General features: G+C 52.1%; 24 protein-coding genes and 1 other annotated feature. Of the genes, 2 read left to right on the forward strand and 22 right to left on the reverse strand.

All coding sequences use genetic code 11. The features are described from left to right. Positions 1-81 precede the first annotated feature (81 nt). The 9 genes from MJA45_RS14085 to MJA45_RS14125 all read right to left on the reverse strand — a co-directional run bounded on the left by MJA45_RS14085 (position 82) and on the right by MJA45_RS14125 (position 11245). Positions 82-1629: an extracellular solute-binding protein gene (locus tag MJA45_RS14085; RefSeq protein ID WP_315607881.1), complete on the reverse strand. Its 1548-nt coding sequence runs from the start codon at positions 1627-1629 to the stop codon at positions 82-84. A 61-nt stretch (positions 1630-1690) separates the two neighbouring features. Beyond that, the gene (locus MJA45_RS14090; protein WP_315607882.1) at positions 1691-2575 is read right to left on the reverse strand and encodes a carbohydrate ABC transporter permease; all 885 of its coding nucleotides are present in this window, start codon (positions 2573-2575) and stop codon (positions 1691-1693) included. Positions 2576-2586: 11 nt separating this feature from the next. Continuing rightward, the gene (locus MJA45_RS14095) at positions 2587-3480 is read right to left on the reverse strand and encodes an ABC transporter permease (RefSeq protein ID WP_315607883.1); all 894 of its coding nucleotides are present in this window, start codon (positions 3478-3480) and stop codon (positions 2587-2589) included. A gap of 244 nt (positions 3481-3724) precedes the next feature. After that, positions 3725-5527 carry a sensor histidine kinase gene (locus MJA45_RS14100; protein ID WP_315607884.1) on the reverse strand — a complete coding sequence of 601 codons (1803 nt, stop codon included), beginning with the start codon at positions 5525-5527 and terminating at the stop codon, positions 3725-3727. Between the two features lie 29 nt (positions 5528-5556). Beyond that, the gene (locus MJA45_RS14105; protein WP_315607885.1) at positions 5557-7077 is read right to left on the reverse strand and encodes a helix-turn-helix domain-containing protein; all 1521 of its coding nucleotides are present in this window, start codon (positions 7075-7077) and stop codon (positions 5557-5559) included. A 174-nt stretch (positions 7078-7251) separates the two neighbouring features. Next, on the reverse strand, positions 7252-8436 hold the full coding sequence (locus MJA45_RS14110) for a mandelate racemase/muconate lactonizing enzyme family protein (RefSeq protein ID WP_315607886.1): 1185 nt from the start codon (positions 8434-8436) through the stop codon (positions 7252-7254). Beyond that, on the reverse strand, positions 8417-9436 hold the full coding sequence (locus MJA45_RS14115) for an aldose 1-epimerase (RefSeq protein WP_315607887.1): 1020 nt from the start codon (positions 9434-9436) through the stop codon (positions 8417-8419). Before MJA45_RS14115 ends, MJA45_RS14110 begins: the two co-directional genes overlap by 20 nt. Further along, positions 9433-10257, reverse strand: coding sequence for an SDR family NAD(P)-dependent oxidoreductase (locus MJA45_RS14120; protein WP_315607888.1), 825 nt, complete (start codon positions 10255-10257; stop codon positions 9433-9435). The genes MJA45_RS14115 and MJA45_RS14120 overlap by 4 nt, the downstream gene beginning before the upstream one ends. A gap of 49 nt (positions 10258-10306) precedes the next feature. Then, positions 10307-11245, reverse strand: coding sequence for a dihydrodipicolinate synthase family protein (locus tag MJA45_RS14125; protein ID WP_315607889.1), 939 nt, complete (start codon positions 11243-11245; stop codon positions 10307-10309). A gap of 308 nt (positions 11246-11553) precedes the next feature. Here MJA45_RS14125 and MJA45_RS14130 point away from each other — a divergent pair, with 308 nt between their 5' ends. Then, positions 11554-12345 carry an IclR family transcriptional regulator gene (locus MJA45_RS14130; RefSeq protein ID WP_315607890.1) on the forward strand — a complete coding sequence of 264 codons (792 nt, stop codon included), beginning with the start codon at positions 11554-11556 and terminating at the stop codon, positions 12343-12345. An 88-nt stretch (positions 12346-12433) separates the two neighbouring features. Here MJA45_RS14130 and MJA45_RS14135 read toward each other — a convergent pair whose 3' ends face one another. The 8 genes from MJA45_RS14135 to MJA45_RS14170 all read right to left on the reverse strand — a co-directional run bounded on the left by MJA45_RS14135 (position 12434) and on the right by MJA45_RS14170 (position 18119). Continuing rightward, a complete protein-coding gene (locus MJA45_RS14135) occupies positions 12434-14194 on the reverse strand; it encodes a Rieske (2Fe-2S) protein (protein WP_315607891.1) in 1761 nt (586 codons plus the stop codon). A gap of 131 nt (positions 14195-14325) precedes the next feature. Further along, complete coding sequence (locus MJA45_RS14140; RefSeq protein ID WP_315607892.1) at positions 14326-14802, reverse strand: GNAT family N-acetyltransferase; 477 nt, start codon at positions 14800-14802, stop codon at positions 14326-14328. Positions 14803-14831: 29 nt separating this feature from the next. Next, positions 14832-15209 (reverse strand): hypothetical protein, encoded by a 378-nt coding sequence (locus tag MJA45_RS14145; protein ID WP_315607893.1) that lies wholly within the window; start codon positions 15207-15209, stop codon positions 14832-14834. A 114-nt stretch (positions 15210-15323) separates the two neighbouring features. Beyond that, positions 15324-15947 (reverse strand): hypothetical protein, encoded by a 624-nt coding sequence (locus tag MJA45_RS14150; protein ID WP_315607894.1) that lies wholly within the window; start codon positions 15945-15947, stop codon positions 15324-15326. Then, positions 15944-16408 carry an NUDIX domain-containing protein gene (locus tag MJA45_RS14155; protein ID WP_315607895.1) on the reverse strand — a complete coding sequence of 155 codons (465 nt, stop codon included), beginning with the start codon at positions 16406-16408 and terminating at the stop codon, positions 15944-15946. Before MJA45_RS14155 ends, MJA45_RS14150 begins: the two co-directional genes overlap by 4 nt. A 34-nt stretch (positions 16409-16442) precedes the next feature. Continuing rightward, the gene (locus tag MJA45_RS14160) at positions 16443-16937 is read right to left on the reverse strand and encodes an NUDIX hydrolase (protein ID WP_315607896.1); all 495 of its coding nucleotides are present in this window, start codon (positions 16935-16937) and stop codon (positions 16443-16445) included. Between the two features lie 41 nt (positions 16938-16978). Beyond that, positions 16979-17524: a cysteine hydrolase family protein gene (locus MJA45_RS14165; protein ID WP_315607897.1), complete on the reverse strand. Its 546-nt coding sequence runs from the start codon at positions 17522-17524 to the stop codon at positions 16979-16981. Between the two features lie 226 nt (positions 17525-17750). Beyond that, positions 17751-18119 carry a histidine phosphatase family protein gene (locus tag MJA45_RS14170; protein ID WP_315607898.1) on the reverse strand — a complete coding sequence of 123 codons (369 nt, stop codon included), beginning with the start codon at positions 18117-18119 and terminating at the stop codon, positions 17751-17753. A gap of 115 nt (positions 18120-18234) precedes the next feature. Here MJA45_RS14170 and MJA45_RS14175 point away from each other — a divergent pair, with 115 nt between their 5' ends. Continuing rightward, positions 18235-18840 carry a dihydrofolate reductase family protein gene (locus MJA45_RS14175; protein WP_315607899.1) on the forward strand — a complete coding sequence of 202 codons (606 nt, stop codon included), beginning with the start codon at positions 18235-18237 and terminating at the stop codon, positions 18838-18840. Positions 18841-18903: 63 nt separating this feature from the next. On the opposite strand, the gene MJA45_RS14180 is transcribed toward MJA45_RS14175, so the two are convergent. The 5 genes from MJA45_RS14180 to MJA45_RS14200 form a co-directional block, all read right to left on the reverse strand. Continuing rightward, positions 18904-19716 carry a class I SAM-dependent methyltransferase gene (locus tag MJA45_RS14180; protein ID WP_315607900.1) on the reverse strand — a complete coding sequence of 271 codons (813 nt, stop codon included), beginning with the start codon at positions 19714-19716 and terminating at the stop codon, positions 18904-18906. 52 nt (positions 19717-19768) lie between these two features. Next, positions 19769-19991 (reverse strand) — a binding site (T-box leader). Between the two features lie 56 nt (positions 19992-20047). After that, the gene (locus MJA45_RS14185; RefSeq protein ID WP_315607901.1) at positions 20048-20452 is read right to left on the reverse strand and encodes an HIT family protein; all 405 of its coding nucleotides are present in this window, start codon (positions 20450-20452) and stop codon (positions 20048-20050) included. A gap of 12 nt (positions 20453-20464) precedes the next feature. Continuing rightward, the gene (locus tag MJA45_RS14190) at positions 20465-20605 is read right to left on the reverse strand and encodes a hypothetical protein (protein WP_315607902.1); all 141 of its coding nucleotides are present in this window, start codon (positions 20603-20605) and stop codon (positions 20465-20467) included. Between the two features lie 127 nt (positions 20606-20732). After that, on the reverse strand, positions 20733-22319 hold the full coding sequence (locus MJA45_RS14195) for a GMC family oxidoreductase (protein WP_315607903.1): 1587 nt from the start codon (positions 22317-22319) through the stop codon (positions 20733-20735). Next, positions 22316-22912, reverse strand: a complete 597-nt coding sequence (locus MJA45_RS14200; RefSeq protein ID WP_315607904.1) for a gluconate 2-dehydrogenase subunit 3 family protein — start codon at positions 22910-22912, stop codon at positions 22316-22318. Before MJA45_RS14200 ends, MJA45_RS14195 begins: the two co-directional genes overlap by 4 nt.

Raw genomic sequence — 22912 nt, forward strand, 5'->3', positions numbered from 1 at the left:
TGCATGCTCAAACATGGCCGGCCGCAGCTTCTTTCGATTCTAGAAGCTGCGGCCGGCGGCCTAATCTGCGCTGAAAGGATTTTACTTTTGAGTGCTGGCGATATAGTCGTTCATCTGCTTGACATATTCCTTGCCGCCTTTTTCATACCACTGAGCGAGAAGCTTGTCGAAATCGCTGACCGGCAGCTCCCCGATCATGATTTTCGTTATGGTTTCATCCCAGATCAGCTTGAAATCCATAAACTTCGGTTCCTTCGCTGCGGGTGGAATGTAGCCTTGATCCAAGGAGAAAGCAACCGTCTCAATCGACCGGTCTACCCATGGCTTGACTTTGTTCCGGGTGGCCTCATCCAGTTTGGCGTCAATAAAGAAGTCTCCGTCATTCGCTCTTCTGACGATGGATTTTCTCCATGGAGCGCTAACCCCGTCGATGTACTTCCGCTGTCCGTTCTCTTTGTTGTATTCGACGCCCTCCACGCCGTACTTCACCATATCGAAGCCTTCGTCCGATAGCAGCCAATCGAGTACTTGAAGGGCCCGGTCCGGATGCTTCGCGTTGTTCGTTACCCCCCAGACACCGAAGATCGCCGTACCGTAGGAGACCCCCTTCAGCTGGCCCTGTTTATCCTTGATGAAGATATAAGAAATCTCCGTGTTCGGATTGAGCTCCTTCCCTTTCTTCTCTGCGCCGGGAGCATTCCCCGCAAATTCGTAGCGGATACCGGTCATCCCGCGTTGAAAACGGTCTATCGAAGCGTTCCGGTCGATGACGGCCGAATCCGGATCGACCAGCTTTTCCTTGAACGCCATCTGGGTATAGGCGAGTACGTCTTTGTATACGGTGGAATTCTTGTCATACATCGGCGTCATGTAGGCATACTCTCCCCCATTCGTCTTCTGCCAGCCCAAGTTGCCGAATTGGGAAGAAAGAATGGGGTCGATCATCTTCGTCGTGTTTAAGTACCCCGCAAATCCGAACGTATCGTTCTTGCCGTTCTTGTCAGGATCGTTAAAGGTAAACTTGCGCATGATGTCCGTAAACTGCTCGATTGTCACTTCCCGGTTAGCCGGCATCTGAAATCCGATGTTCTTCAGCCAGTCTTCGCGGATTATAAAACCGTCGTTCCGTGCGACAGACGTGCGGGGAACCCCATAAATCTTCCCGTCACGTTTCGTTTCGAGCGCTTCCCAAGAGACATCGTACGTATATTTCTTGATGTTGGGCAGCTGATCCAGATACTTGTTAACGGGAATAACCACCCCTTCGTCAACGGCATTCAGGAACGATTCGTCCGTTTCGGACGGAAACATGACAAGATCGGCATAATCTCCGGACACGAGCGACAGCTGCAGCTGCTCTTTATATCCGCTCGACGGAGGGACGATCCATTTCAGCTCAACATTGAGTGCTTTCTCGAGCTTGTCGAATATAGCCTTGTCGGCCGGCGCAATGTCGGCTGACGAGAAGTTAGCCATAATCTTAATCGTGACCTTCTCCTTCGGTCCGGCGGATCCATCCGGACTCGTCTTTGGAGCGTCGCCTCCTGAGCTGCTGCCAGAGCAAGCCGCCAGCGCAAGCAGGGCCGTGGTCATCCCTAAGCCGATCATACCTCTGAATGAACGCTTCATTGCCGTACTCCCCTCAATCTTTTTTTTCTATAACAAAGGCATGGCCTCTATTACCGAATCGTTAGCCTTTGACCGAACCCAGCATGATGCCTTTGACGAAATATTTCTGGACGAACGGATAGACGCAGAGAATCGGAATCATCACGAAGATCAGCGTGGCATATTGGAGGGTGACGGGGGTGATGTTCAGATTTGCCGCTTCCGCCGCATTGTCCCCCGCACCGGTCGAGATGGAAGTCAGTTTGGCCCCTTCGATGATCTCCCGGAGAAACAGCATGAGCGGCCACTTGTCTACATCCCGGATATACACGATGGCGCTGTAGAAGTTATTCCAATAGCCCACGGCAGTAAACAAACAGAGCGTGGCAATGATGGGACCCGACAGCGGGACGACGATGCGGAAGAGGATATAGGGATCCGAGGCGCCGTCGATGCGTGCCGCTTCTTCGAGTTCTTCCGGGATATTTTCCATGAATGTCTTCATCAGGATGAGATTGAATCCGGTAAGCAGCGCCGGTATGACGAGAGCGGCCAATGTATTGATCAACCCGAGTGAACGCATCAAGTAGTAATTCGGGATCAGGCCACCGTTGAACAGCATCGTGAAGACAACGGCGATCATGATGAGGTTGCGGCCGCGCAGATGCTTCTTGGACAGCGGGTAAGCAGTAAGAATGTAGAGAAGAATGCCGAGCAGCACGCCGGAGACCGTAACCACGATCGTATTCCAGTAGCTGCTCCAGAGCACCGGATGGCCAAAAATTTCCTTGTACGCTTCGAAAGTCACCTGTTTCGGCCAAATGCGCATCGGGTTTTCCACGAAGGCGGAATAGGAGCTGATGGAAACGACGAAGACGTTGACGAACGGGTAAAGCATGAGCAGGGTAATAATGGTGATGACCGTATTGTTTAGGATGTCAAAAAGACTGACCCTTCGCAGCCGCATTCGCTTCCCTCCTACCATATTGATTTTCCGCTGATTTTTCGTGCCGCATAATTCGCCGAAAGGATCAGAACGAAGCCGACTACACTTTTGAACAAGCCGACTGCCGTGGCGTAAGACAGCCGTCCATCCTGTAACCCGATCCGGTAGGTATAGGTTTCGAAAATATCGGCGGTCTCGTAGGTTACCGGGTTATACAGCAGAAAAACCTGCTCGAATCCGTTGTCCAGGATGTTGCCCAGGTTTAAAAGCAGCAGGATGATAATCGTCGTCGCGATTCCCGGAATGGTAATGTAGCGAATCCGCTGCAGCCTTGAGGCTCCGTCAATCTTGGCTGACTCGTACAAGGTGGGATCGATGCCGGTCATGGCTGCCAAGTAAATGATGGTCCCCCATCCGACACCTTTCCAGATTTCGGCGCTCACGATGATACTTCGAAAGTAGCCGGGCTCCATCAGAAACTTAACCGGCTCGTGGCCGAAAGAGGTGATGATCTGGTTCACCAGCCCGGACGTGGGAGAGAGGAAGTTGATGACAATGCCGGCCAGCACCACCCATGAGATAAAATGAGGCAAATATAGAATCGTTTGGGTGATTCTCTTAAAAAGCATCTGCCTGACCTCATTGAGCATAAGCGCCAAGAGAATCGGAGCAGGAAAGCCCCAAAGAATCTGATAAACACTTAACAGGATCGAATTTCTCAATACCCGGATAAAATGGGCGGACTGAAACAGCGTCTCAAAGTTTTGAAAGCCGACCCAGTCACTACCCCAGATGCCTTTCACGATGCTCAACTTTTTGAAAGCGATTACGATTCCGAACATCGGAACGTATTTGAAGATCAGCAGGTACAGAAGTCCGGGAATTAGAAAGACATACAGCCATTTGTTCTTGATCAGGTATCTCATGAAGCTTTCTTTCTTTATCGTTAGCACTCTCTGCGTTGGAAGGGCTCCTTGCCGGATCCCGGGATTGGATGGTTCCACCGTACCTCTCTCCTCCCCTTCTTAAATGACTTACCCTGAGTATATAAGCCGCAGGACCAAATAAAAATTCCCCTCCCTTTACAAATGGTGAGGGGATGTAAACGCTTTTATGAATTCGCGCCTAATCTGTGGGAGAAAATCAAGATTTGGTGGGAGACCGTCAACATTAGGTCTGTTTCGGAATTCGCATTTCGACTAACGTTCCCTCCCCTTCTTTTCCGAATATCCGTAATCCATAAGGCTCTCCGAAGATTAGCCGGATTCTTTGGTTCACGTTGCTGAGCCCGATATGCTCGTCTTCTTTTATTTCATTGGATTGAAAGCCCAGGTTGATTCTATCCGCCAAAGCTTGACTGATGCCTACGCCATTGTCCTTGATCTTCAGCACGACGGCATTCGTTTCCTCGTATCCGATAATCGTGATCATGCCCGGCCGGTCGGATGGTTTGATGCCGTGATAAATGGCGTTCTCAATAATCGGCTGCAAGGTGAGCTTGACCGTTAAGTAGTCGAGAATACTGCCGTTGATCTTCCAGGCCACTTCCAGCTGGTCTTTATAATGAAGCTGCTGAACCTCGACATACAAGCGGGCATGCTCCATCTCCGTCCGCAGCGGAATGATGTTTTCTCCTCGGGAAAGGCTCAGCCGCAGCAAACGCGACAAGGTATGAATCATGACCGACGCCTCGTTCTTGCCTTTGGTCAGCCGCATCACCTTCCAATTCACCGCTTCGAGCGTGTTGTAGAGCATGTGCGGGTTGATTTGCGCTTGAAGCGCTATGGCTTGGGCTTTGCTCATCATTTCGTAGCGTCGCCGTAACTCCTCTTCCATCTCTTTCTTCTGTTCGCTGGAGTCTTGGATGGTTGCGGCTATATATTTGATCTCGTTGACAGCCCCGGCTCCTTTAAAGTCCCTCATCGGAGGCTGGCTGTTCTTCAATAAAGAGAGAATTCCCCGGATCGGTTGGTAAGTCTTGACCGAAACGAGAAAAGCAATAAGCAGGCTGGACACCACTCCGATGGCAATCAGGAGAACGATAAAGGACCGAAGCTGGCTTTGTCTGGATTCGTAATGCTTAAGCGGAACGATGGAAAAGAAGGTCCATTCCCCCCGGGAGGAAGGCACCGCCGTTACGACATGATCCATTTTTTCGAAGGAAAGGATGCTGGAATAAGTGGAGCCGAGGAACGGCATCGGCAGTTGGGGGTGCTGGCTCTTTAGCTGCTGATTGATCAGGAGTTGATCCTGAGTAAAGACAATTCTTCCTTCCCGGTCCACGATATAGATTTCTTGTTCGGGTGTTATCTCTTTAAGCAGGGGTGCCAATTGCTCGGAGCCGATATTCATGATCAGCCCCCCTTCTTGTTTGGAGCCGGTTACCGGCAGCTTACGGAAGAGAACGAGGTAGTGTTCGAACGTATCCCTAACTGGCTTAGGAAGCGTACGGATCCAGAAGTTCCGCCCGTCTCTTCTGGTTGAGAACTCGTCGTACCACCATTGATGATCAAACTTGTCTAATGTTCCTCCGCTTGTCTCGGAGAGCAAATAATCATTCTTTCCGGATCCGGAATACAGCTGTATGGTCTCTACATAAGGATTTGTCAGGATGGAGATACCGAGGATGTGTTGAATTCTCCTTATTCTGGAAATGGTGGAATAGTCCAAAGGGTAATCGAAGAGGTCTTCCTTGAGAAATACTTCAATGTCGGGGTCGTTGCCAAGACGGATGCTGAGGCTTTCGGCTTCCGCCATAATAAGATCAACGTTATCGCGGATTCGGGTTAGTTCGTTGAGGCTGGCGCGGCTGATTTCCTCCCTCATCGACGAATCGTTGTAGATAAACACGAGATAATGCAGGCAAACCAAGGGGACCATGAGAAGAAAGAAAACCACAATGAAGGTTTTGATAAAAATGCTGTTGAATTTGTAAGTCTTGATATCGGTCCACAACGTCGGCTTTCCTTTCATAACCGCCCCTCTTTCGTTCCCGCCGCTTGTTACCCTAAGCCTTCCCGGTACTCGCTCGGCGAGCATCCCTTGTATTTTCGGAACAGCTTATAGAAATGCCGTACGTCTTTATAGCCTGCCTGTTCGCAAACCTCATAGATCTTCATATTGGTACTTTGCAGCAGATGGGCCGCTTGGTTAATTCGGATGTTCGTTACGTAATCGGAGAAGCTCTCCCCTGTCTCCAGCTTGAATAAACGGCTTAAATAGACAGGATTAAGATAAACATGATTGGCCACTTCCTGTAAGGTGATCTCCTTGCCGGCATTGGCCTTTACAAATTGCTTGGCCTGCGTGATGACCCTTCTCTCCGTTTCGGCGGAGCCGCCTGCCTCTCTCCGGCCCAACTCCTTCAGGAGGGAATGACTAATTTGTTTTATCTCCTCCGGATTCTCGGATTTGCAGAGCTGCATCAGCCGGGCGCTGCCGCTGTCGTGCGCATACACGGAATCCAGGCTTCCGAACAGCTGGATTAGAATCGATTTGAGGAGGTCGATCTGATCCCGGCCGTAGTGGACCATATAGTGATCCAGAAGCTGACCCGCTTTCTCATAGCGCCCCTCCTCCAGCAATTCCGTCCAAAGCCGTTTGTCCTCTTTCCACTGACGAAGCCGCGAGACGGACAGAGGCCCTGACTGCATTCGAAGGCTGCGGTGTTCCTCCAAAAATTCCGACAGAGCAGGATAGACGTGTTCCACCTGCCAGTCGATGGTAAGGCCGATCAAGGAACGAAGCCGGGCAGCGGCTAGACTTAAAATTCGGGAAACCGCAATGGATAACGGTTCCTCTTCCGGATCCAGGCTGATGGCGAGCATAGTCAATGGATTCCCTGCCGGGCCGAGAGGCAAAAGCGTAATGGCCGATGAAGATTCGGCCAGGCTGTGAAGCAGGGTGCGCTGCACCGCTTCGGCCGGGGCAGCGGTTGTCCACGAGAGGCGGACAGGAGCGCAGGCGCATGCTCTCGGATCGAGATTCATCCCGATCATCTCGAATTGTCTCCGGATTTCCCCTTCGTCGGCCAGCGTGTCGAACAAGAGATGCGGCAGGTACCGATCCTTCAAATACCGTAGCATTTGATGCCACATTTCCTTTTTGGCCTCCTGCTGATTTTGCTCCGACCGCTCCTTATCCAGCTGCTCCTTCAGAGAGCGGAAGACACGGTACACTTCGTCTAAATCGGTAGGCTTCAGCAAATAGTCCTGCACGTTATAGCGGATGGCTTCTTTCGCCAGCTCAAATTCCTGGTACCCGCTGATCAGGACGACCTTAACGGGAAGGCGGGTTTCATAAATATGCTTCGCGAGGCTGAGCCCCGACACGAAGGTCATGCGGATGTCGGATAGAACCGCATCGACCCTGGCACCCTCGAGGTACTGGATCGCTTCTCCCCCATCTTTAAGAACGGCCGCCACTTGAAATCCGCAGCTTTCCCAATCCACAATCTCCGCCAGCCCGCTTCTGACTTCTTCGTCATCGTCCACGATTAAAATCCGATAGGCCGTATCCTTCATGTCAGCCCTCCACTTTGTTGGGATAAGTCTAGATTGACACAGGGGACAGCAAACAATCAACTAATTTTTGCAGATCATGGAAAAGGCGGCAGGCAGGGAAAAACGTCAAGCATCCGTTTCAGCGGGGAAGGCCGAAACGGATGCCGCACTTCCTATTCTACGCAGCCCTTTACCTTAGCCCTTGACCGCAAAATGCTCCGTTACCACGCTGCGCATGGCCTGCTCGTCGATCTCCACCCCAAGACCGGGATCATCCGGGACGATAATCTGTCCCTTCTCGAGACGGAAGGAGGCGTTCGAATAAGGGGCACTTCGCTGCAGCGCATTAGGCTGGTATTCATAGATGAGGAAATTCGAAACAGCGGCGGACACATGGATAGAAGCCGCATGGCCAACAGCCTGATGAGCGCTTAGATGAGGGGCAAACGTCACGTGGTACGCTTCCGCCAAGTGGGCGATCCTCATCATTTCGGTAATCCCGTTCCTTCCCATATCCGGCTGAACGACCTCGACGGCGCCCGAGCTGATCCACTCCTTGAACGTATAAATCGTACGAAGCGGCTCGCCTACGGCAACCGCCGTATCAATCGCTTCCGCCAGCTTGCGGTGGCCATCCCGATCCTCAAACGTCAAAGGCGCTTCGAAGAAGGTAGCGTCGAGCTCTCCTAACGCTCGCCCGACAGTATAGGCCTCCGAGTGCGTGTATTTCCCATGTGCGTCGAGCATCAATTCCATCTCGTCCGCTCCGAATTCATGACGGATAGCGTACAGCGCCTCGAGGTCGGCTTTCTTGCCCTTGCCAAACGTGTGGAATTTGATGGCATCGAAGCCTTCCTCCTTCAAACGGATCGCACTTTCCACCCGTTCCTTCGCATCCCCGCCCGGCACGCTGGAGCAGTAGCACCGCAGCTTGTCGCGGTATCCGCCTCCAAGCAGCCGATAGACCGGCTGTTTAAGCGCCTTCCCTTTAATATCCCAGAAGGCAATATCAAGCCCTGCCATGGCATCTACCAAATATCCTCCGGTATAGCCGCGTTCACGAAGCGTGTCGAGCATTCGGTCCCACAAGACCTGGTTATTCATCGGGTTCTCGCCAAGCACCATCGGGGCCAGATGATGCTTCAGGATCGCGGCCACGACTTCCGGGTTCGTAGGGGCCAGGATCTCGCCCCATCCGATAATGCCCTCATCGGTGGTAAGCTTCACGAAGACGGTTTCGGCGTTAACGGAGTACACACAGGAACGCCGGTTGCTGTCGCTTACGAAATAGTCGGGCGTAATAAACCGTTTGCCGCCTCTTTGAACCGGTCCTGAAGGCGGAAGCTTTACAATAAAGACTTCAATTTGGCTCACTTTCATGATTACGATCCTCCTCATCGAATTCCCTGTCTTCCACTTCTAGGCGCCAGCCGAATCGTCTTTCTTCTCCGGGAGCCAGCTCCAAGGCGCCTGTCTTGGAAGCGTCCCACGGGAGATTATAGGCATCCGGAATACAGGTATGCGGTTCTAAGGAAACGGCCTCCCCCCACGGAGGCAGGAAGAGCACCATCACCGAAAAGAGTCCATCCACTTGAAAGTGAATCCGCCGGCCGCTTCCTTTGTCGTGGAGCCGGCAAACATAAGCGCCGCCTCTCTCTAAACCGTTATCCCGGCACTGAAAATAATGCAGGCTCTCCTTCAGGCCGGCCAAATCCGCCCCATCGTGGAGCTCGGCTGCGAGTCTCGTTGCTAGGGGCAATGTTTCTCCCACTCCTCTTGGAGCTTTGGGCCATTCCAGGCTAGCCGGCAGCTGGAGCGAGGTCCGGCTCCTGTCACAAGTGAAATAAGGATGATAACCAAGCGAGAAGGGAGCGTATCGGTCTCCCGCATTCAACACGCACCCTTCGAGCTGCAGGGCTCCTTCCTTCAAGGAATAGGCCACGGTATAAATGAGATCAAACGGAAAATAGGCAAACCGCTCGGGATCCTTCCGGTAGGCATAACAAGCTCGGAGGCAGGCTCCTTCCCCTTCCTCAGCCCCCCATGAGATGACCTTCCACGGAAGGGTGCCGAGTTCTCCGTGAACATTGTGCATGCCTGTATTCAACGGAAGCTGGCAACTTATCCCCTGGTATGTAAATCTTCCAAAGCGCGTTCGTCCCGGTGGACACAGCACTGGAATTCCATACCGGAAAGGGGTTTGCCTTAAGGCTGTAAGGGAGGGCGGCGGCAGGATGACCCCCTTCTCTCGGACCGCATATCGGATGACATTCATTCCGAGTGCCGGGATCAGATCGACCTCGGCTTCCGATTGGAAATCCTTCAACCGGCAGACGAGATCCCCTTCCCTTTTCAGCCAAACGACCTCATAGCGGCTCATCTCTCCCTTTCTTCCTCCATTTCCAGCTTATAGAGGCCGGATTTCCACCTACGGCGCAAATCCGGCCGCACCAGACTGGAGACCGCCTGAATGGACATCCCGCCATCCACGACCAAGTTGATGCCGTTTACGAAGGCGGAGAGATCGGAGGCAAGAAATAAGGCGGCGTTCGCGACATCCCTTGGATACCCGAGTCGACCGAGTGGATAACAGTCCCGATCAATAGCAAAAACCGGCTCATGGGATCTTTCTTGCTGCTGTTCTTCGCTCATGATCCTTCCGGGTGAAAGGCAATTGACCCGTATGCGATCCCGAGCCCCTTCTAAGGCAAGCTGCTCCGTCAAGGCGATAATGCCGCTCTTCGCTGCCGCATAGGCAGGCAGTCCCGGATTCATCCGGAAGGCGTTGATGGAAGACATATTAACAATAGCGGGTGAGGGGGACTGCCTCAGAAGCGGAAAAGCGGATTTGGCACATAGGAATACAGAGGTGAGGTTTACATTCAGGATCTCATTCCATTCTTGAAGCGTGCTCTGCAGGTTGTAATGTCCCCGGGTGACCCCGGCATTGTTGACCAAAATATCCAACTTGGCCAACCCGTCGAAGACGCGGTTTACCGATTGCTCGTCCGTTACATCCATAGCAACGGCTTTGGCCTCGTGCCCTTGCTTGTTAAGGAGATCCGCGGCTTCTTCTGCCTTCTGAGAATGGATATCCGCCAGGATCACGCTGCAGCCTTCCGAGGCGAATCGCCCGGCGATGGCCCCGCCCAATTTTCCGCCTGCCCCGGTAACCAGAGCCTTTTTGCCGGCTAATAGCAATATCAGCAGCTCCCATTCATTCTAAAATATAGGCGGACGGTCCCAATCCCTATCCATTGAGATCAGTTCTACGCTTCCATCGCAGCACGTGCGGATCCAACCCGCTTAAGGTTTCCAACACTTCTTTACGCAGGATATTGTCGATCGGGGCGTTCGGGTTACGAACGTAAGCGGATTGAATGACGCCTCCCTCCTTCAGTACTTCTTTATGTACGGACATGGCGAAGCCGGCAACCGTCCCGATCCGGATGAAGGGCAGGTACTGATAGAACAGAGCTCTCGCAGATTCCCTGTCGCCAGAAACAAAGCGTCGATAGATCTCTACGCAGACGTCAGGAAATTCACAGGCAGGCATCGTACCGGCCGCCCCGCGGCACAGCTCTTCGTAGTAGTACATTCCGTTTAAGCCGCCGAAAACCGTTAATCGACCCTCCGATTGCTCGAGCACTTCGGTTATTTTAACCGTCGTCGGGGGAGCTTCCACTTTCACATAGGAGATGTTCTCGCACTCTTTAGCCAGTTTGGCCATGGTGGAGACGGGGATGCTCACCCCGCTTGCGACCGGCGCATCCTGCAGCATAATGGGAATATCAACCGCTTTTGCGATAGCCGAGAAGTATTCGATCATGCGTTTCCCATCGGGCTTCACCATGTACGGAGGAAGGACCATCAACGCGTCGGCCCCCGCCTTTTGCGCCCACTTGCTCAGCTGAACCGCTCCTTCGAGCCCGGTATGGCCGCTTCCAAACACTAGAGGAACCCGGCCTTTCACCTCATCGGTTACGATGGCTGCAATCACTTCCCGTTCCCGCTCCAGCAAGGTGTACATCTCACTGGCATTGCCGAACAAGGCGATGCCGTTTACCTTCGCTTGCAGCTGGAATCGGACAAGCTCACGAAGACTCTCCTCATCCACCTCACCCCTATCTGTGAATGGGGTGGCGAGGATCGGATAAACGCCTTCCAAGGTTACTTGCGATGTGGACATGTCATTTTCACTCCTTCGCTTGGACTAGAGGTGAATGCGTTTACAATGGCTCTAAAACGGAAGCCAACTCCTAAGATAGTCCGGCCCTGGGGAACCTCGCAGAAAGAAAACTCCATGTGGTCCTTTTCATGGTGTCTTCCTCTCTTCTGAAAGCGTTAACCAAATATTGGATTGTCTAATATACAATTGTATTCTATAATGCGAATGTGGATATTACAATACAATATTTATGATCCGGATAAATTGCTAATTACCCTTACCGATTTCAAAAGGTCAACAATTTGAATAAGAGGGATGGATGGATCAGAATGAAGACCGATAACGCAAATCCGATGATCACCCAAAGCGTCACGAGGGCATTGGCCATCTTATCCTGTTTCTCCGACGAGCAGCCAGAGCTTAGGGTCATTGACTTCTCCAAAAAGCTGAATCTGACCCAAAGCAATGTCTCGAGACTTCTTGCCACCATGGTCAGCTTGGGATATGTAGAGAAAGATGAGATGAGCGGGTTTTACCGGCTGGGGCACCAGATTATTACGCTCGGCGGGATTGCCCTGAACAATTCCGAAATTCGAAAGCTCGCTCTTCCCGAGCTGTTCGATTTGGAGAGAAGGCTGGGACTTGGCGCGAATGTGGCTGTTTTAAAGGACCGGCATATGTTCTATCTGGCGCATGTGGACAGCCACCGGTCCCCCCGAATGTACACCCTCCTAGGGCGGAGCAACCCACTGTATAACACCGGCATCGGCAAGGTACTGCTGGCCCACTTGGACCAAGAGGATGCGGTGGCGCTTCTGGACCGGATGGAATGGAAGTCATACACGGAACATACCATTACGGATCGAGACAAGCTGCTTCAAGAGCTGGAAGGCGTTCGCAACCGTGGGTATGCCACAGAGCTGGAGGAGCTTGCCTTAGGGAGAGCCTGCTTGGCGGCCCCCATTCGGGGAAGAAGCGGCAAGGTGGTAGCTGGGATCAGCTTATCCGGTCCTCTCTCGGATATCCGCTTGCCGGAACGGGAACGGGAACTGGCGGGCATCTTGATTGAAGTCGCCGACCGGATCTCCGTCAAAATGGGATACGTGACGGCAAGAATGTGAAGGTTAGTTAGTCAGGGACATGCTGAAAAGGCTGCGGGAATGGCCGGCAGCCTTTGTCGTTTCTCTTTGGTCAACCTTTGCATTAGAACTAGCTGGTGGGGGGAGCATCCTCTTCCTCAAATAGACGCTCGCCCCGATAAAGCCGCCAGGCGATCCTCGCCGTGTGGGGCATCTCCCTTGCCGTCGGGGCATGGGCGGCCAGATAACGGGTACAGGCAAGGAGCAGCGTTTCCTTAGCCTGAGCGGCGAAGGCGTCGGAACGATCGCGCCACCTCTCATACTCGGAGACACACGCTTCGTAAAGCTGGAACGTATGGAACTCCGCGTCTTCCCGCAGAAGGCAATGGCCAAGCGTATTGAGAAGTCGGTCCGGGTCCTTGCCGGCCGCCAGGTATCCGGCCACCCACCGGGCCGACTCGTTCACCTGCTGACGGCGGTCCATCAGGTCTAGCAGTTCTTCTGTACGGTACTCGCGGCCCTTCGAAACGTCTGGGTCCCCTGCAGGTCTAGCCGCCCGGGGTACGTTAAGAAACCGGTCATGGTAGACCGCAACAACCCCATAAAACAACGCGCGGGTCAAGAGCGGCCCGCTGGAGCGAAGCAGCCTTTCATGGACCGCATGAGCGTAGGTAAAGGTATGCAGCACCGATATCCAGTCGCCAAAGTCATTCTGGGTGTGAAACCGCACGAGGCGTTCCGCCGCTGCGAGCGCGATGAGCTGCGCCAAGCGTGCCGCCGGCACACCACCCAAGAGAAGCTCCTTGAGCCTTTGGATCGTCTCCAGGGGACGGTCGCTCAGCACCTGCTCCACGAACGCCCCTTCCTCAAATGTTGCTTCGTTTGCAGGCCGCGCTTCCTCACCCAGCTGCTCGAAGGCTTGCCGCAGGGGGGATACCAAATCGACGGGTGCCTGCCAGTGATGAAGCTCCTCGCTGCGCGACGGATCCCGCATCAGGGGGACTAGCGAGGCAAGTACCTCAGCCGAGGAGTCGGAGCCCATGAGCTCCAGCGCTTCGAAGGCCTTGTTGTGAAAATCGAAGGTATGACCGCCGTCCAAGTAATAATGGTCGGTGACAGCGGTCAGCATCATCTCCGCCAATTCTTCCATAGGTTTTCCGTTCTCTATGGCGGTGAGAAGGACTTTTTCGGCCCCTTGGGTGTCGCGTACCTCGACACAGTTCCGGTACCACTTCACCAAATGGCCGGTAGAGGTACCGGATGGCGGCAGCGGGCCAAGCAAATGCCGGGGAGGCCGCCCGGAGCTGGCTCTGGCCACATGCACAAGTCCATGATAGAGGGCCAGAATCTGTCCCGTCTTATCCAGCTTCGGCAGCACTTTGCGCATCGCGGTGAGAATCGTCAGCCCCGCTCCCCAGCCGTTTCCCTGCGAGGTTCCGAAGCTTATCCCGATGCCAAAGATATCGTCGGCCCGGACCCCCGCTTCGACAAGCCCGACGACCGCTTTGGCTATGACGATCCCTATGTTCTGCTCCAGTCCTTCGCGCAGCCGCCGCTTAAGTTTGTCTACATTGTCCTTGGATCGGGAGGCGGTGTTTACCCAGACGTCCCCGTCTTCAACCTTGACATCATACGCCGGTACATCGTCCGCCCAAGGATCCAGAGTGCCGCCGCTGCACACATCGAAGCGGGCATGGTGCCAGTGACAGGTCAAGATCCCGTCGCAAACGCTTCCCAAATGAAGCGGAAAGCCCAGGTGAGGACAGCGATTGTCGACCGCGGCTACCTGTCCTTCCTGATAAAAGACCGCGATTCCTCCCTTGACGACCTTGGCGCGCTCCTTCTTCAGCTCTTCCAACGTTCCCGCATGAATCCATTCCGGTGTGCTCATCCTGCTCTCCTCCTCACGAATGTGCGTACCTATCCAGTATACACCAGCATGTGGGACCGTGCAGGATCCGCCGGTCCGGTAGCTTCTGTTCCTACATCCCCTTCCCTGGCCTGTCCCCCTACCCAAGCGCATTACAGCTGCAAAACGGTTATGGCCTCCTGGTTGAAGATTTCGCCGTTATCACGGAAGCCGAAGCTTTCATAAAGCTTTTTGGCCATGGTATTCTCGGGCTTGTACGGAATCCAGCAGTACTTTGCAGGACCGGCCGGAAAGGTGCGGATAAACTCCAGAATTTGGACCATGGCTTCGCGACCATACCCTCGGTTCTGGTATTGCTTGTCAATCATCAGCCGCAGGATGCAATAGTTGTCTTTGGCCAACGAGGGCTCGTCGTATCCGGTAATTCCATAAACCAACATCACAAACCCGACCGGCTGCTCCTCCGCGTATATGGCAAACGGAAAGGGATGGCCCCCATTGGTGGAAAGGACATAACACGAAGCCACGCTTGACAAATTAGACGCCACGTAACCGCGTTGATCCTCTGCTACCTCCAGCTTAAAGATCTCACGCCGGTTATCCAGCGTTATTTTTCTGAGTGTTATCATACCGAACTGCTCCTTTCGGATTCAGAAGCTTATCCATTCCACGCCGTGATGAGAAAACAAATCGCCGCAATAAAGGATAAAGGGGTCATGAGCATTTTTTCTTTTCGGCTGGGGGACATGCCGTTCATCACCGTATTCAAGATCAAGTACACGGCGAAGAAATAACAGACCCACTTGGCTGCTTGATTCAGGAAACCTACGTTAATAACATGACCGGCTTGCAAAATAAAGAAGATGGCTAGGAGTTGAATCAAGACTGACACCGCACAAGCCGCTCTCATCGGCCTAGGCATGATCTTGTGTTTTCCCCCCATTGCAAACTCGCCAAGCGGAAACCCCAATGCCAAGAAAACATACAGAATCGCAACACACAGAAAAGCCAAGCTTCCGATCCAGGCAGACAGCATTCCATCCCTCCTCATTTATTTACCAATCCATGACAGGCTGTATACTATTCCACGTTCAAGCCCCTTTTCCTTCTAACCTGTATGGATTAGCGAGCAACGCGGTCAATGGGAAGATTATTGAGAACGGGACAGAATCCGGTTAGCGTAACCTTCCCAATCAGCTCCATCTGTGTTTATCTCCAAGGTAGGAATTGGCGACAGCTTCGCACCTTGGCGTAACCTTTCCTGCTCTTTTAGAAACGTTTGGCAAGCCTCCGCAGCTGTACGGTGATTCTGCATCACATAAGCTTTCCAGTGTTCCCCGCGGCTATCCAAATACCTGGATTCGACAATATCTTCCGATAAGGTCAAAAGAACACAGAGGGCATTCAGCCTGGTTAATCGCTTTTCAAGCTTCTCGATTTCCCTGTCATCTTGGAAGGCGGCCCGATGATTCAGATGAAATCTCTCCAGAAGAAAAAACGTTCCATTGGAGACTTTTGTATTCCCCAGGGAATGAATCCATTCCGCTTGCTGTTCTAGATAATCCACGTGACGACCCAGAAATTGAAGATGGTCTTCCCGGGCCATTTTTCTTAAGCTTCCGTGATGAGAATGCAAAACTTGAGAATAATGCTCGCTTATGGCTACGGTTGTTCGTTCGGCATTCGGCAGATGACTATGTACTTGCTTGATGGCAGCAAAGGTAGACGTTTTTCCTGCTGTGGACATCCCTTCGATGATAACTCCGCGAATCATGGGCTGCCCCCCATTAAGCGCTCTCTTTGGATTTCATGCTCTTCCACGTAATTACGGTATGGCAAGCCGTTATAGTAATTCATAATGTCTTGGCAGATTTCCGGGTAAAGCTGAATCGAGGGAAGCTCCTCGATCGAGATCCATTTGACCCCCGTTTGGTTCGAGTCGGGATTATCGGGAAGCTTGGGCGTAGAGCCGGGCTTCAAATCACATTGGAAGGTAACCGACACGGAATGGGTCTCTCCATAGAGGTTGTTGTTCTTAGTTGGCTGGTATTCATAAACGAATGCCACTGGCCCTACTTCAATGTCAACGGAGGCCTCTTCCCTAGCTTCTCTTATCACCGCTTCGACCAACGTTTCTCCGGGTTCCACACCCCCTGCCGGAAGATTGTAGTGCACCCCGGAATCTTGATCATTCCGAAACTCGATTAACAAAACGGCTCCATTACTAATGATCAAAGCGCAAGAGCGTAGACGTATTTTTTCCAGCACCCTATCCCCTTTCCTGTTGTAAGACTTTTAAATAAAACAAGATTCCCGCTCGATCAACAGGAGAAAAATGCAGCGGGTCCTCCTCCATCCTTCGTCTCAGTTCGTTTACGGCCACCCATCGCGGGTTCTTGGTCTCATCCCCCGAAGATAGCAATTCCCCTTGTGCCTTGCATCGAAAGTAAACTCCAACCGAATCAAAAGACCCTTTGATGGTCTGATAAGCCGCGAAGGGCTTAATGCATTCCACCTCGAAATTTTCCTCCATCCCAACGGTATCTACCCGGGTATCCGCACCTTCTATTTCGACTACCTCAAGACCCGTTTCTTCTTGAACTTCTCTAATTAGAGCAGCGGGTAAAGATTCGAAAGGCTCTATTCGCCCTCCGGGAAGCTCGATTTGTTGAGGTTCGCCCGGTTTATTCCGTGTCTGGACCACGATCTCTAATGCCCCCTTCTCCACTCTTTCAATAATGGCTCGTGAATTGACTAAAAACACCGGAACCCCTCCTTCTATCCAACCAGGATTTCTTCTGCCATTTATTTTACCTGAGCTTCTGCCATACTCTTTCTTACGGATACACCGCAAGCAAACAGCTTTTGCAGCGCTTTATCCCTCTTGCTATCGTTAGCCCCCGCCACCGCATCACTTAGGACGGTTACTTTAAAGCTACGGCGTAATGCTCCTTTGGCGGTATCCGTTACACAACCTTCAGCGAACACGCCTATAATAAACAAATGGCTAATCTGTTTACTTTTCAAAAAAGAGAGCAGCTCGGGGTTTGTGAAGGCATCCCCCCGGTTTTTCGGAAAATAGTCGCCCTCCACCCGATAAATTCGATCGTCCAGCTCGGTACCCGGTGAGCCCTTAAGGGCAGCGTGATTTCGAAACCAATTCGAGAGAAATTGAGTTTTCTCAAATTCATTTCCTATGTAAACGACAGGCAGGTTTTCCTGTGTTGCTTTTTCAATGCATTGATTGATGTTTGCAATGAGGGGCTCCTGTTGATTTGCCGCAACCGGCAGTAGGGCGTGCTCCCCCAAAAAATCTTTTTGTACATCCAAAACAAGCAGGGCAGATCGCATGTGAATTTCCCTTTCTTAAGCTGTTTTTTCGTTTATTTGGTTTAGTATGTATTTCCTATCCCTTAGTCAAGATGTATTCATATATAATGCATAGCTCCACTTCTTCATCCGGGATGCCCAGTAAAGTAGAGATAACCATGCCGTGACAAACGACCATTACTTTGGAAAGGTTGAGATAGTTAGGTAAAACGTTATGGACGCGCTGAAGTACGCTTTCTCTGGACTCTCATATTTTACGCTCATGGGCAGGGTGGAGGCCGTTATGCTTTCTGTAGGCCTCCCACAGTTCCATTAGTTCTTCCACCGATGCAGCCTGCCAGTTGTCGGGGGTCCATTCATGCAAGTCGTACTCGACTTTTATGGGCAAGCTTAGGGATCTGTTGATGATAGCGGAGGTCTGTAAAGCCCGGGTATACGGAGAAGAAAGAATCAATTCACAATCCTGCAAGTGGGGATGACAAGACAAGACTTGCTCCGCCTGCTGAACCCCTCTTTCTGTTAAAGGGACAAAATCCCGTAAAGCATGCTGGAGGTTCCTTTCCTCCTTAAATGCCCAATCGGCTTCCCCATGCCGGATCAGATAAAAAGTCGTCATTTCCCTCTCTCCTTATACGACAGACACCAATAAAAAGAGCAATAAAAAAGAAGTTCTACCTTGGGTGACATGCTATCCTATAAGAAACTAGTAGGTGAGGAGCTGTCAACTCAAAATGGGAAAACTTATTGTACATATGTTCATGACCTTGGATGGCGTTGTTCAAGCGCCCGGCCAGCTCGAGGAAGATCGCGAAGGCGGTTTCGCCTATGGCGGGTGGCAGGCACCGTATCAACATGCGCAGACCGGACAAGTGATAGCGGCCGATTATGCAAGCCTCGACGCTTTGCTGCTCGGTCGCAAGACTTACGAAATCTTCGCCCCCTACTGGTCGAAGGCACCTCTGGATAACCCGTTCACCAAGCTGCTGAATGAGAAACCCAAATTTGTCGCATCCCGGACATTGACCAGCGTCGATTGGAACAATACCAAGCTGCTAGACGCGGATGTTACGACAAGCGTGCCTTTGTTGAAAGAGCGCTACGCAGAGGTTCACGTCGCCGGCAGCAGCGACTTGGTCCAGACCTTGCTTCGTCACGAACTGATTGACCGAATGAACATCTGGCAGTTTCCGGTGTTGCTTGGAAAGGGAAAAAGGTTCTTCGGCGATGGAACGATACCAACGGCCCTCCAATTGGTTGAGTCCAGGGTGTTTTCGAAGGGCACGGTTCTATTGCGTTACGAGCCTGCGGGAAAACCGTCTTTCGGCAACATGGGATGATGCTGACGGAAGGGAAGGTCCGTAAAATTGAGGCCATTCATTTGAGGCTACGGTTCAATGAGATTATTTCTGTTTCTTTCTTCCGATGTACAACAAATGCGAGGAGATGCCCAGGATCGAAGGATCTTTTGCCATATTAATGAGCAATCCCAGCAGTTCCTTCTGATCTCCTTGCTCTTCCCAATATCGCTTTTGGTCAGCGGTTAGCAGCCCGCCCATACTGGAGGAAGCAATAAAATCGACGGTTTCAAATCCATTCTGCTCCATGAAGGGCTTAATGTCGGCAATCTCGTAATAGTAAGCTCCCGTGAATCGACCTTTATCTTGATGATTGAAAACCCCCGTTTCCTGAAACGTCTTAATGGCCTCCAGGTTATCGTTGGGCTTCCAAAACTTCGGGTATTGCAGGGAAGTAATCATCATCCTAGTCCGGCTTTGGAATGCAACGAATACCAACCCGCCGGCTTTCGTAACGCGGGACAGTTCTTGAACGGCGGAAGTTCTCTCCTCTTCCGTCTGCAAATGATACAGCGGGCCCATCATTAAGGACGCATCAAATTGCTCGTCAGGCATTCCTTCCAACTGTGTGGCATTTCTTACATGAAACCCATGAAAATTCTCCGTTACGTTTAGTTCACCGGCCTTTTCCTTTGCCAATTCCACCAGTTTTGGCGTTAAGTCTGAAAGGGTTACTTTGTAGCCCCGCTTGGCTAACTCCATGGAATACTTCCCGGGCCCCGCCCCATTGTCGAGTACATGGCCATGCGACGGCAAATAGGTCTGAATATAATGCCAATTAATGAGAAATTCCAAGGGTTCCCGGTCCAGCCTTCCCCACTCATCGAAACCGGAATAATAGTCCAAGACCTGGTTCATCTTCGCTTACCCCCTACTTGAATTTTGGGAAAAATAAAAAACCTATCACCTGCAAAGAGGCGATAGGTTTGGCCCACGCGGTACCACTCTTCTTGATTCGTGCTGGATAACGACGAACCATCTTAAGTACCCGATCACGGAGGTAATCCGTTAAGACCTGACGATTCAGTCTTACCGCTTACGGGTGAGTTGGGAAGATCTAATGACTGTCTCGCACCATCCGACAGCTTTCTGGACAATAGGTTCTTCTTACTACTCCCGATCATTGCGTTTAAAGTATTGAAACCAAGTATAATTTCCCATAAACATCCTGTCAAACCTATTTTTGTTTCTAGTTATTAGGTTCCGTTCTTCTTTTGTTTTCCGGCTGTTTGATCCAGTAGCGGATTCCTTTACCCGCGTGAGGCTCATCGTTAAACCGCGGAATAATGTGAAAATGAGCGTGGTCCAGGTGCTGATTGGATACTTTCCCCACGTTCCACCCCAGCAGGTATCCATCCGGTGAATGTTGGCCATCTAGAAACTCCTTAGCCCGATGCAAGAGATCGTAGGTTGCGTTCCATTCCTCCAGGGAAAGTTCGAATACATTTTCTCTATGGGCTTTTGGGATGATCAGTCCGCTGCCTTCTAACACTTCTTGCTCACTTTTCTTCTGAATAAACAGGCAGTATTCATTTTCAAACACGATCCGCTGCTCAGGATCTTCATGGACAGTGCATAGCGGACATTTCTTCAAAAATAGCTCCCCCTACTCCTTCTCCCGCTTCAATTCCTTCGGCTCGCACCACAAGCCTCCCGGATCGCCGGTGCTGTCCCCGCAGCATCCGTTCCATTGTCCGCAGTTGAAGCATTTCCATGGCGGGACTTCGGTTGCTCGTCTGGGCTCCATCCTCCAACCTCCCAATCTAGTTTGCCTATTATCTTAAGGGAGCCTAAAGAGGAAAGTCAACTTGACGCAAGCGAGAACTTCTAAGCTTAATCCCAGCCAATTCAATAAATAAATACAAGCAAGCCGGTCAAGACCGGCTTGCTTGTATTTCCCGTTTTCCCGCTTTCTCTTTGATGTAATCCGCCGTGCGCAGCGCAAGAGCCATGACCGTATTGGTCGGGTTTCCGCCGCCCGAGGTAACGAATATACTCGCATCGCAAATGAACAAATTTTCAATATCATGCGTCTGTCCATAGGAGTTGACGACGGAGCGGGAAGGATCCGTCCCCATTCGGCATCCTCCCATCATATGAGCGGTATCCGGTACGACAAATTCGACTTGGCCGCCTTCGGCTTCCAGGATGGAGCTCATCGTACGTACCGCATGATCGACCAGCTGTTGATCGTTATCTCCATAGCTGAAGGTCACTTTGGCCCGTGGAACTCCATATTCGTCCACCTCCTCGGATAAGGTAACCCGATTATCCGGATGGGGCAGCACTTCTCCCACCATGGTTATCCTTCCGTAGTAATTGTATTGAAGCAACGCGTCCCGAAGCCTCTCGCCCCATAGAGGTCCTCCCTGCGCTTTCGAAATGCCTTTGGCAAACTCGACCGGTCTTGATCCATGGGCATGGAGGGTGTATCCTCTGACGAACGATCGTGCCGGATCGGTCCGGTAAAAATCTTGCGTTGTGGCCAAGACCGGCGTACCCTTGTAGAATCGGATTTCATTAGGAAACTTGGCATAGACGTCATTGCTGCTATGGACCATGATAGACCGGCCCACCATCCCGCTGCTATTCGCCAGGCCATCGGGAAAAGCGGAGGTCGCGGAATGGAGAAGGAGTCTCGGCGTTTCCACGACAAAGGCGCTGAGAATGACTAGTTTGGCTTTCTGCTCATACGTCTTTCCGCCATTAACAAATTCCACCCCTTCGGCTCTTCCGTCCGTTCCCATCTGAATCCGGGTCACCCTGCAATCCGGCAGCACCTCGGCGCCTGCCTGGATGGCCTTCGGAATATGAACGATAAGCGTGCTGAATTTGGCATTCGGCATACATCCCTGGTTGCAAAATCCCCTGTTGATGCAAGGAGGCCGCCCTTCAAAAGGAGCCGACAAAATGGCAAGAGGCGCAACGGAGGAACGGATGCCCAGCTTCTCGCATCCCTTCATGAAGAGGTACGCGTTCGGGCTAAGGGGCTCCCGCTCGGGATAAGGATACGGACCGTGATAGCTTCCCCAGGGGAAGTGCTTGGGGCCGGAAACGGCGATTTCTTTCTCGTTCCGGCTGTAATACGGCTCGAGCTCCTCGTAGGAGATCGGCCAGTCTTCTCCGGTTCCCTCTATGGACTTTCCCTTGAAGTCTACATCATGAAACCGAAGGAACACACCGGTAAAATGGGTTGTTCCTCCTCCGATTCCGAAGCCGGAATTGTTGTGCCCCATCGTCAGCGGATCGCGGCCGTCCACCAGGCGGGTATCCTGCCAACCGAGAGTCTTCATCGCCAGCTCATCGCTGGCAAACTCTTTTTGCGGGTCCCGAAAGGGACCGGCATCCAGCACGACCACGCTCATTCCGGCTTCACTCAGCTCCTTAGCCAATACTCCCCCGGCCGCCCCGGCACCGACAATAACGACATCGACTTCCTCGTTAGCCCATCTTCTCTTCATCTCTCCTGCTTCGCCTCCCAAGGGTCCAATTGACCGATCTGCGTTCGAACATAGCCGCGCGGATAGGCCGGTCCGCCATACCCGATTTCTGACCATATTTGCGGATGCGAGCAATAGGATTCCACCGTCAGATTCAAGAGCTTCTGGAAGAAAGGCTTCTGGGGTATGCCGCTCCATGCTGTATGCGGCTCCGCGCTTCCCGCGCTTATCTCCTCAAGCATCCGTTTTTGTCCCGCCCGGTCGAGCTTTAAGAACGAAACCGAATGACCCTCTTTAGCGCAGTTATCCAAGGCCTGTAACCCTTGACGAATCAGCGTCTTCGCTGCCGGAACTCCTTGCTGCCGCTGCCCTTCTCCCGCTGAAGAAGAAAGGGTATCGTCGATATGCCGGACGACATAGCTCAGCACCTCCGGCGAGTCATCATTCACAAGCAAGCCGCAAAGGACGGTGAGCTTATCCGCTTCCTCTTGGGTTAGAAAATGGAGATCCGAAGAAACCGAATGCCTGGCCCTTACGATGCTCTGGGTGTGGTCATCCCATGCGTCCTCTTCCCGCATGACATTATAAGATGGATAATGGGTTTGCCGGCTCAT

The sequence above is a fragment of the Paenibacillus aurantius genome (assembly GCF_032268605.1).
GTDB lineage: Bacteria > Bacillota > Bacilli > Paenibacillales > NBRC-103111 > Paenibacillus_AO > Paenibacillus_AO aurantius.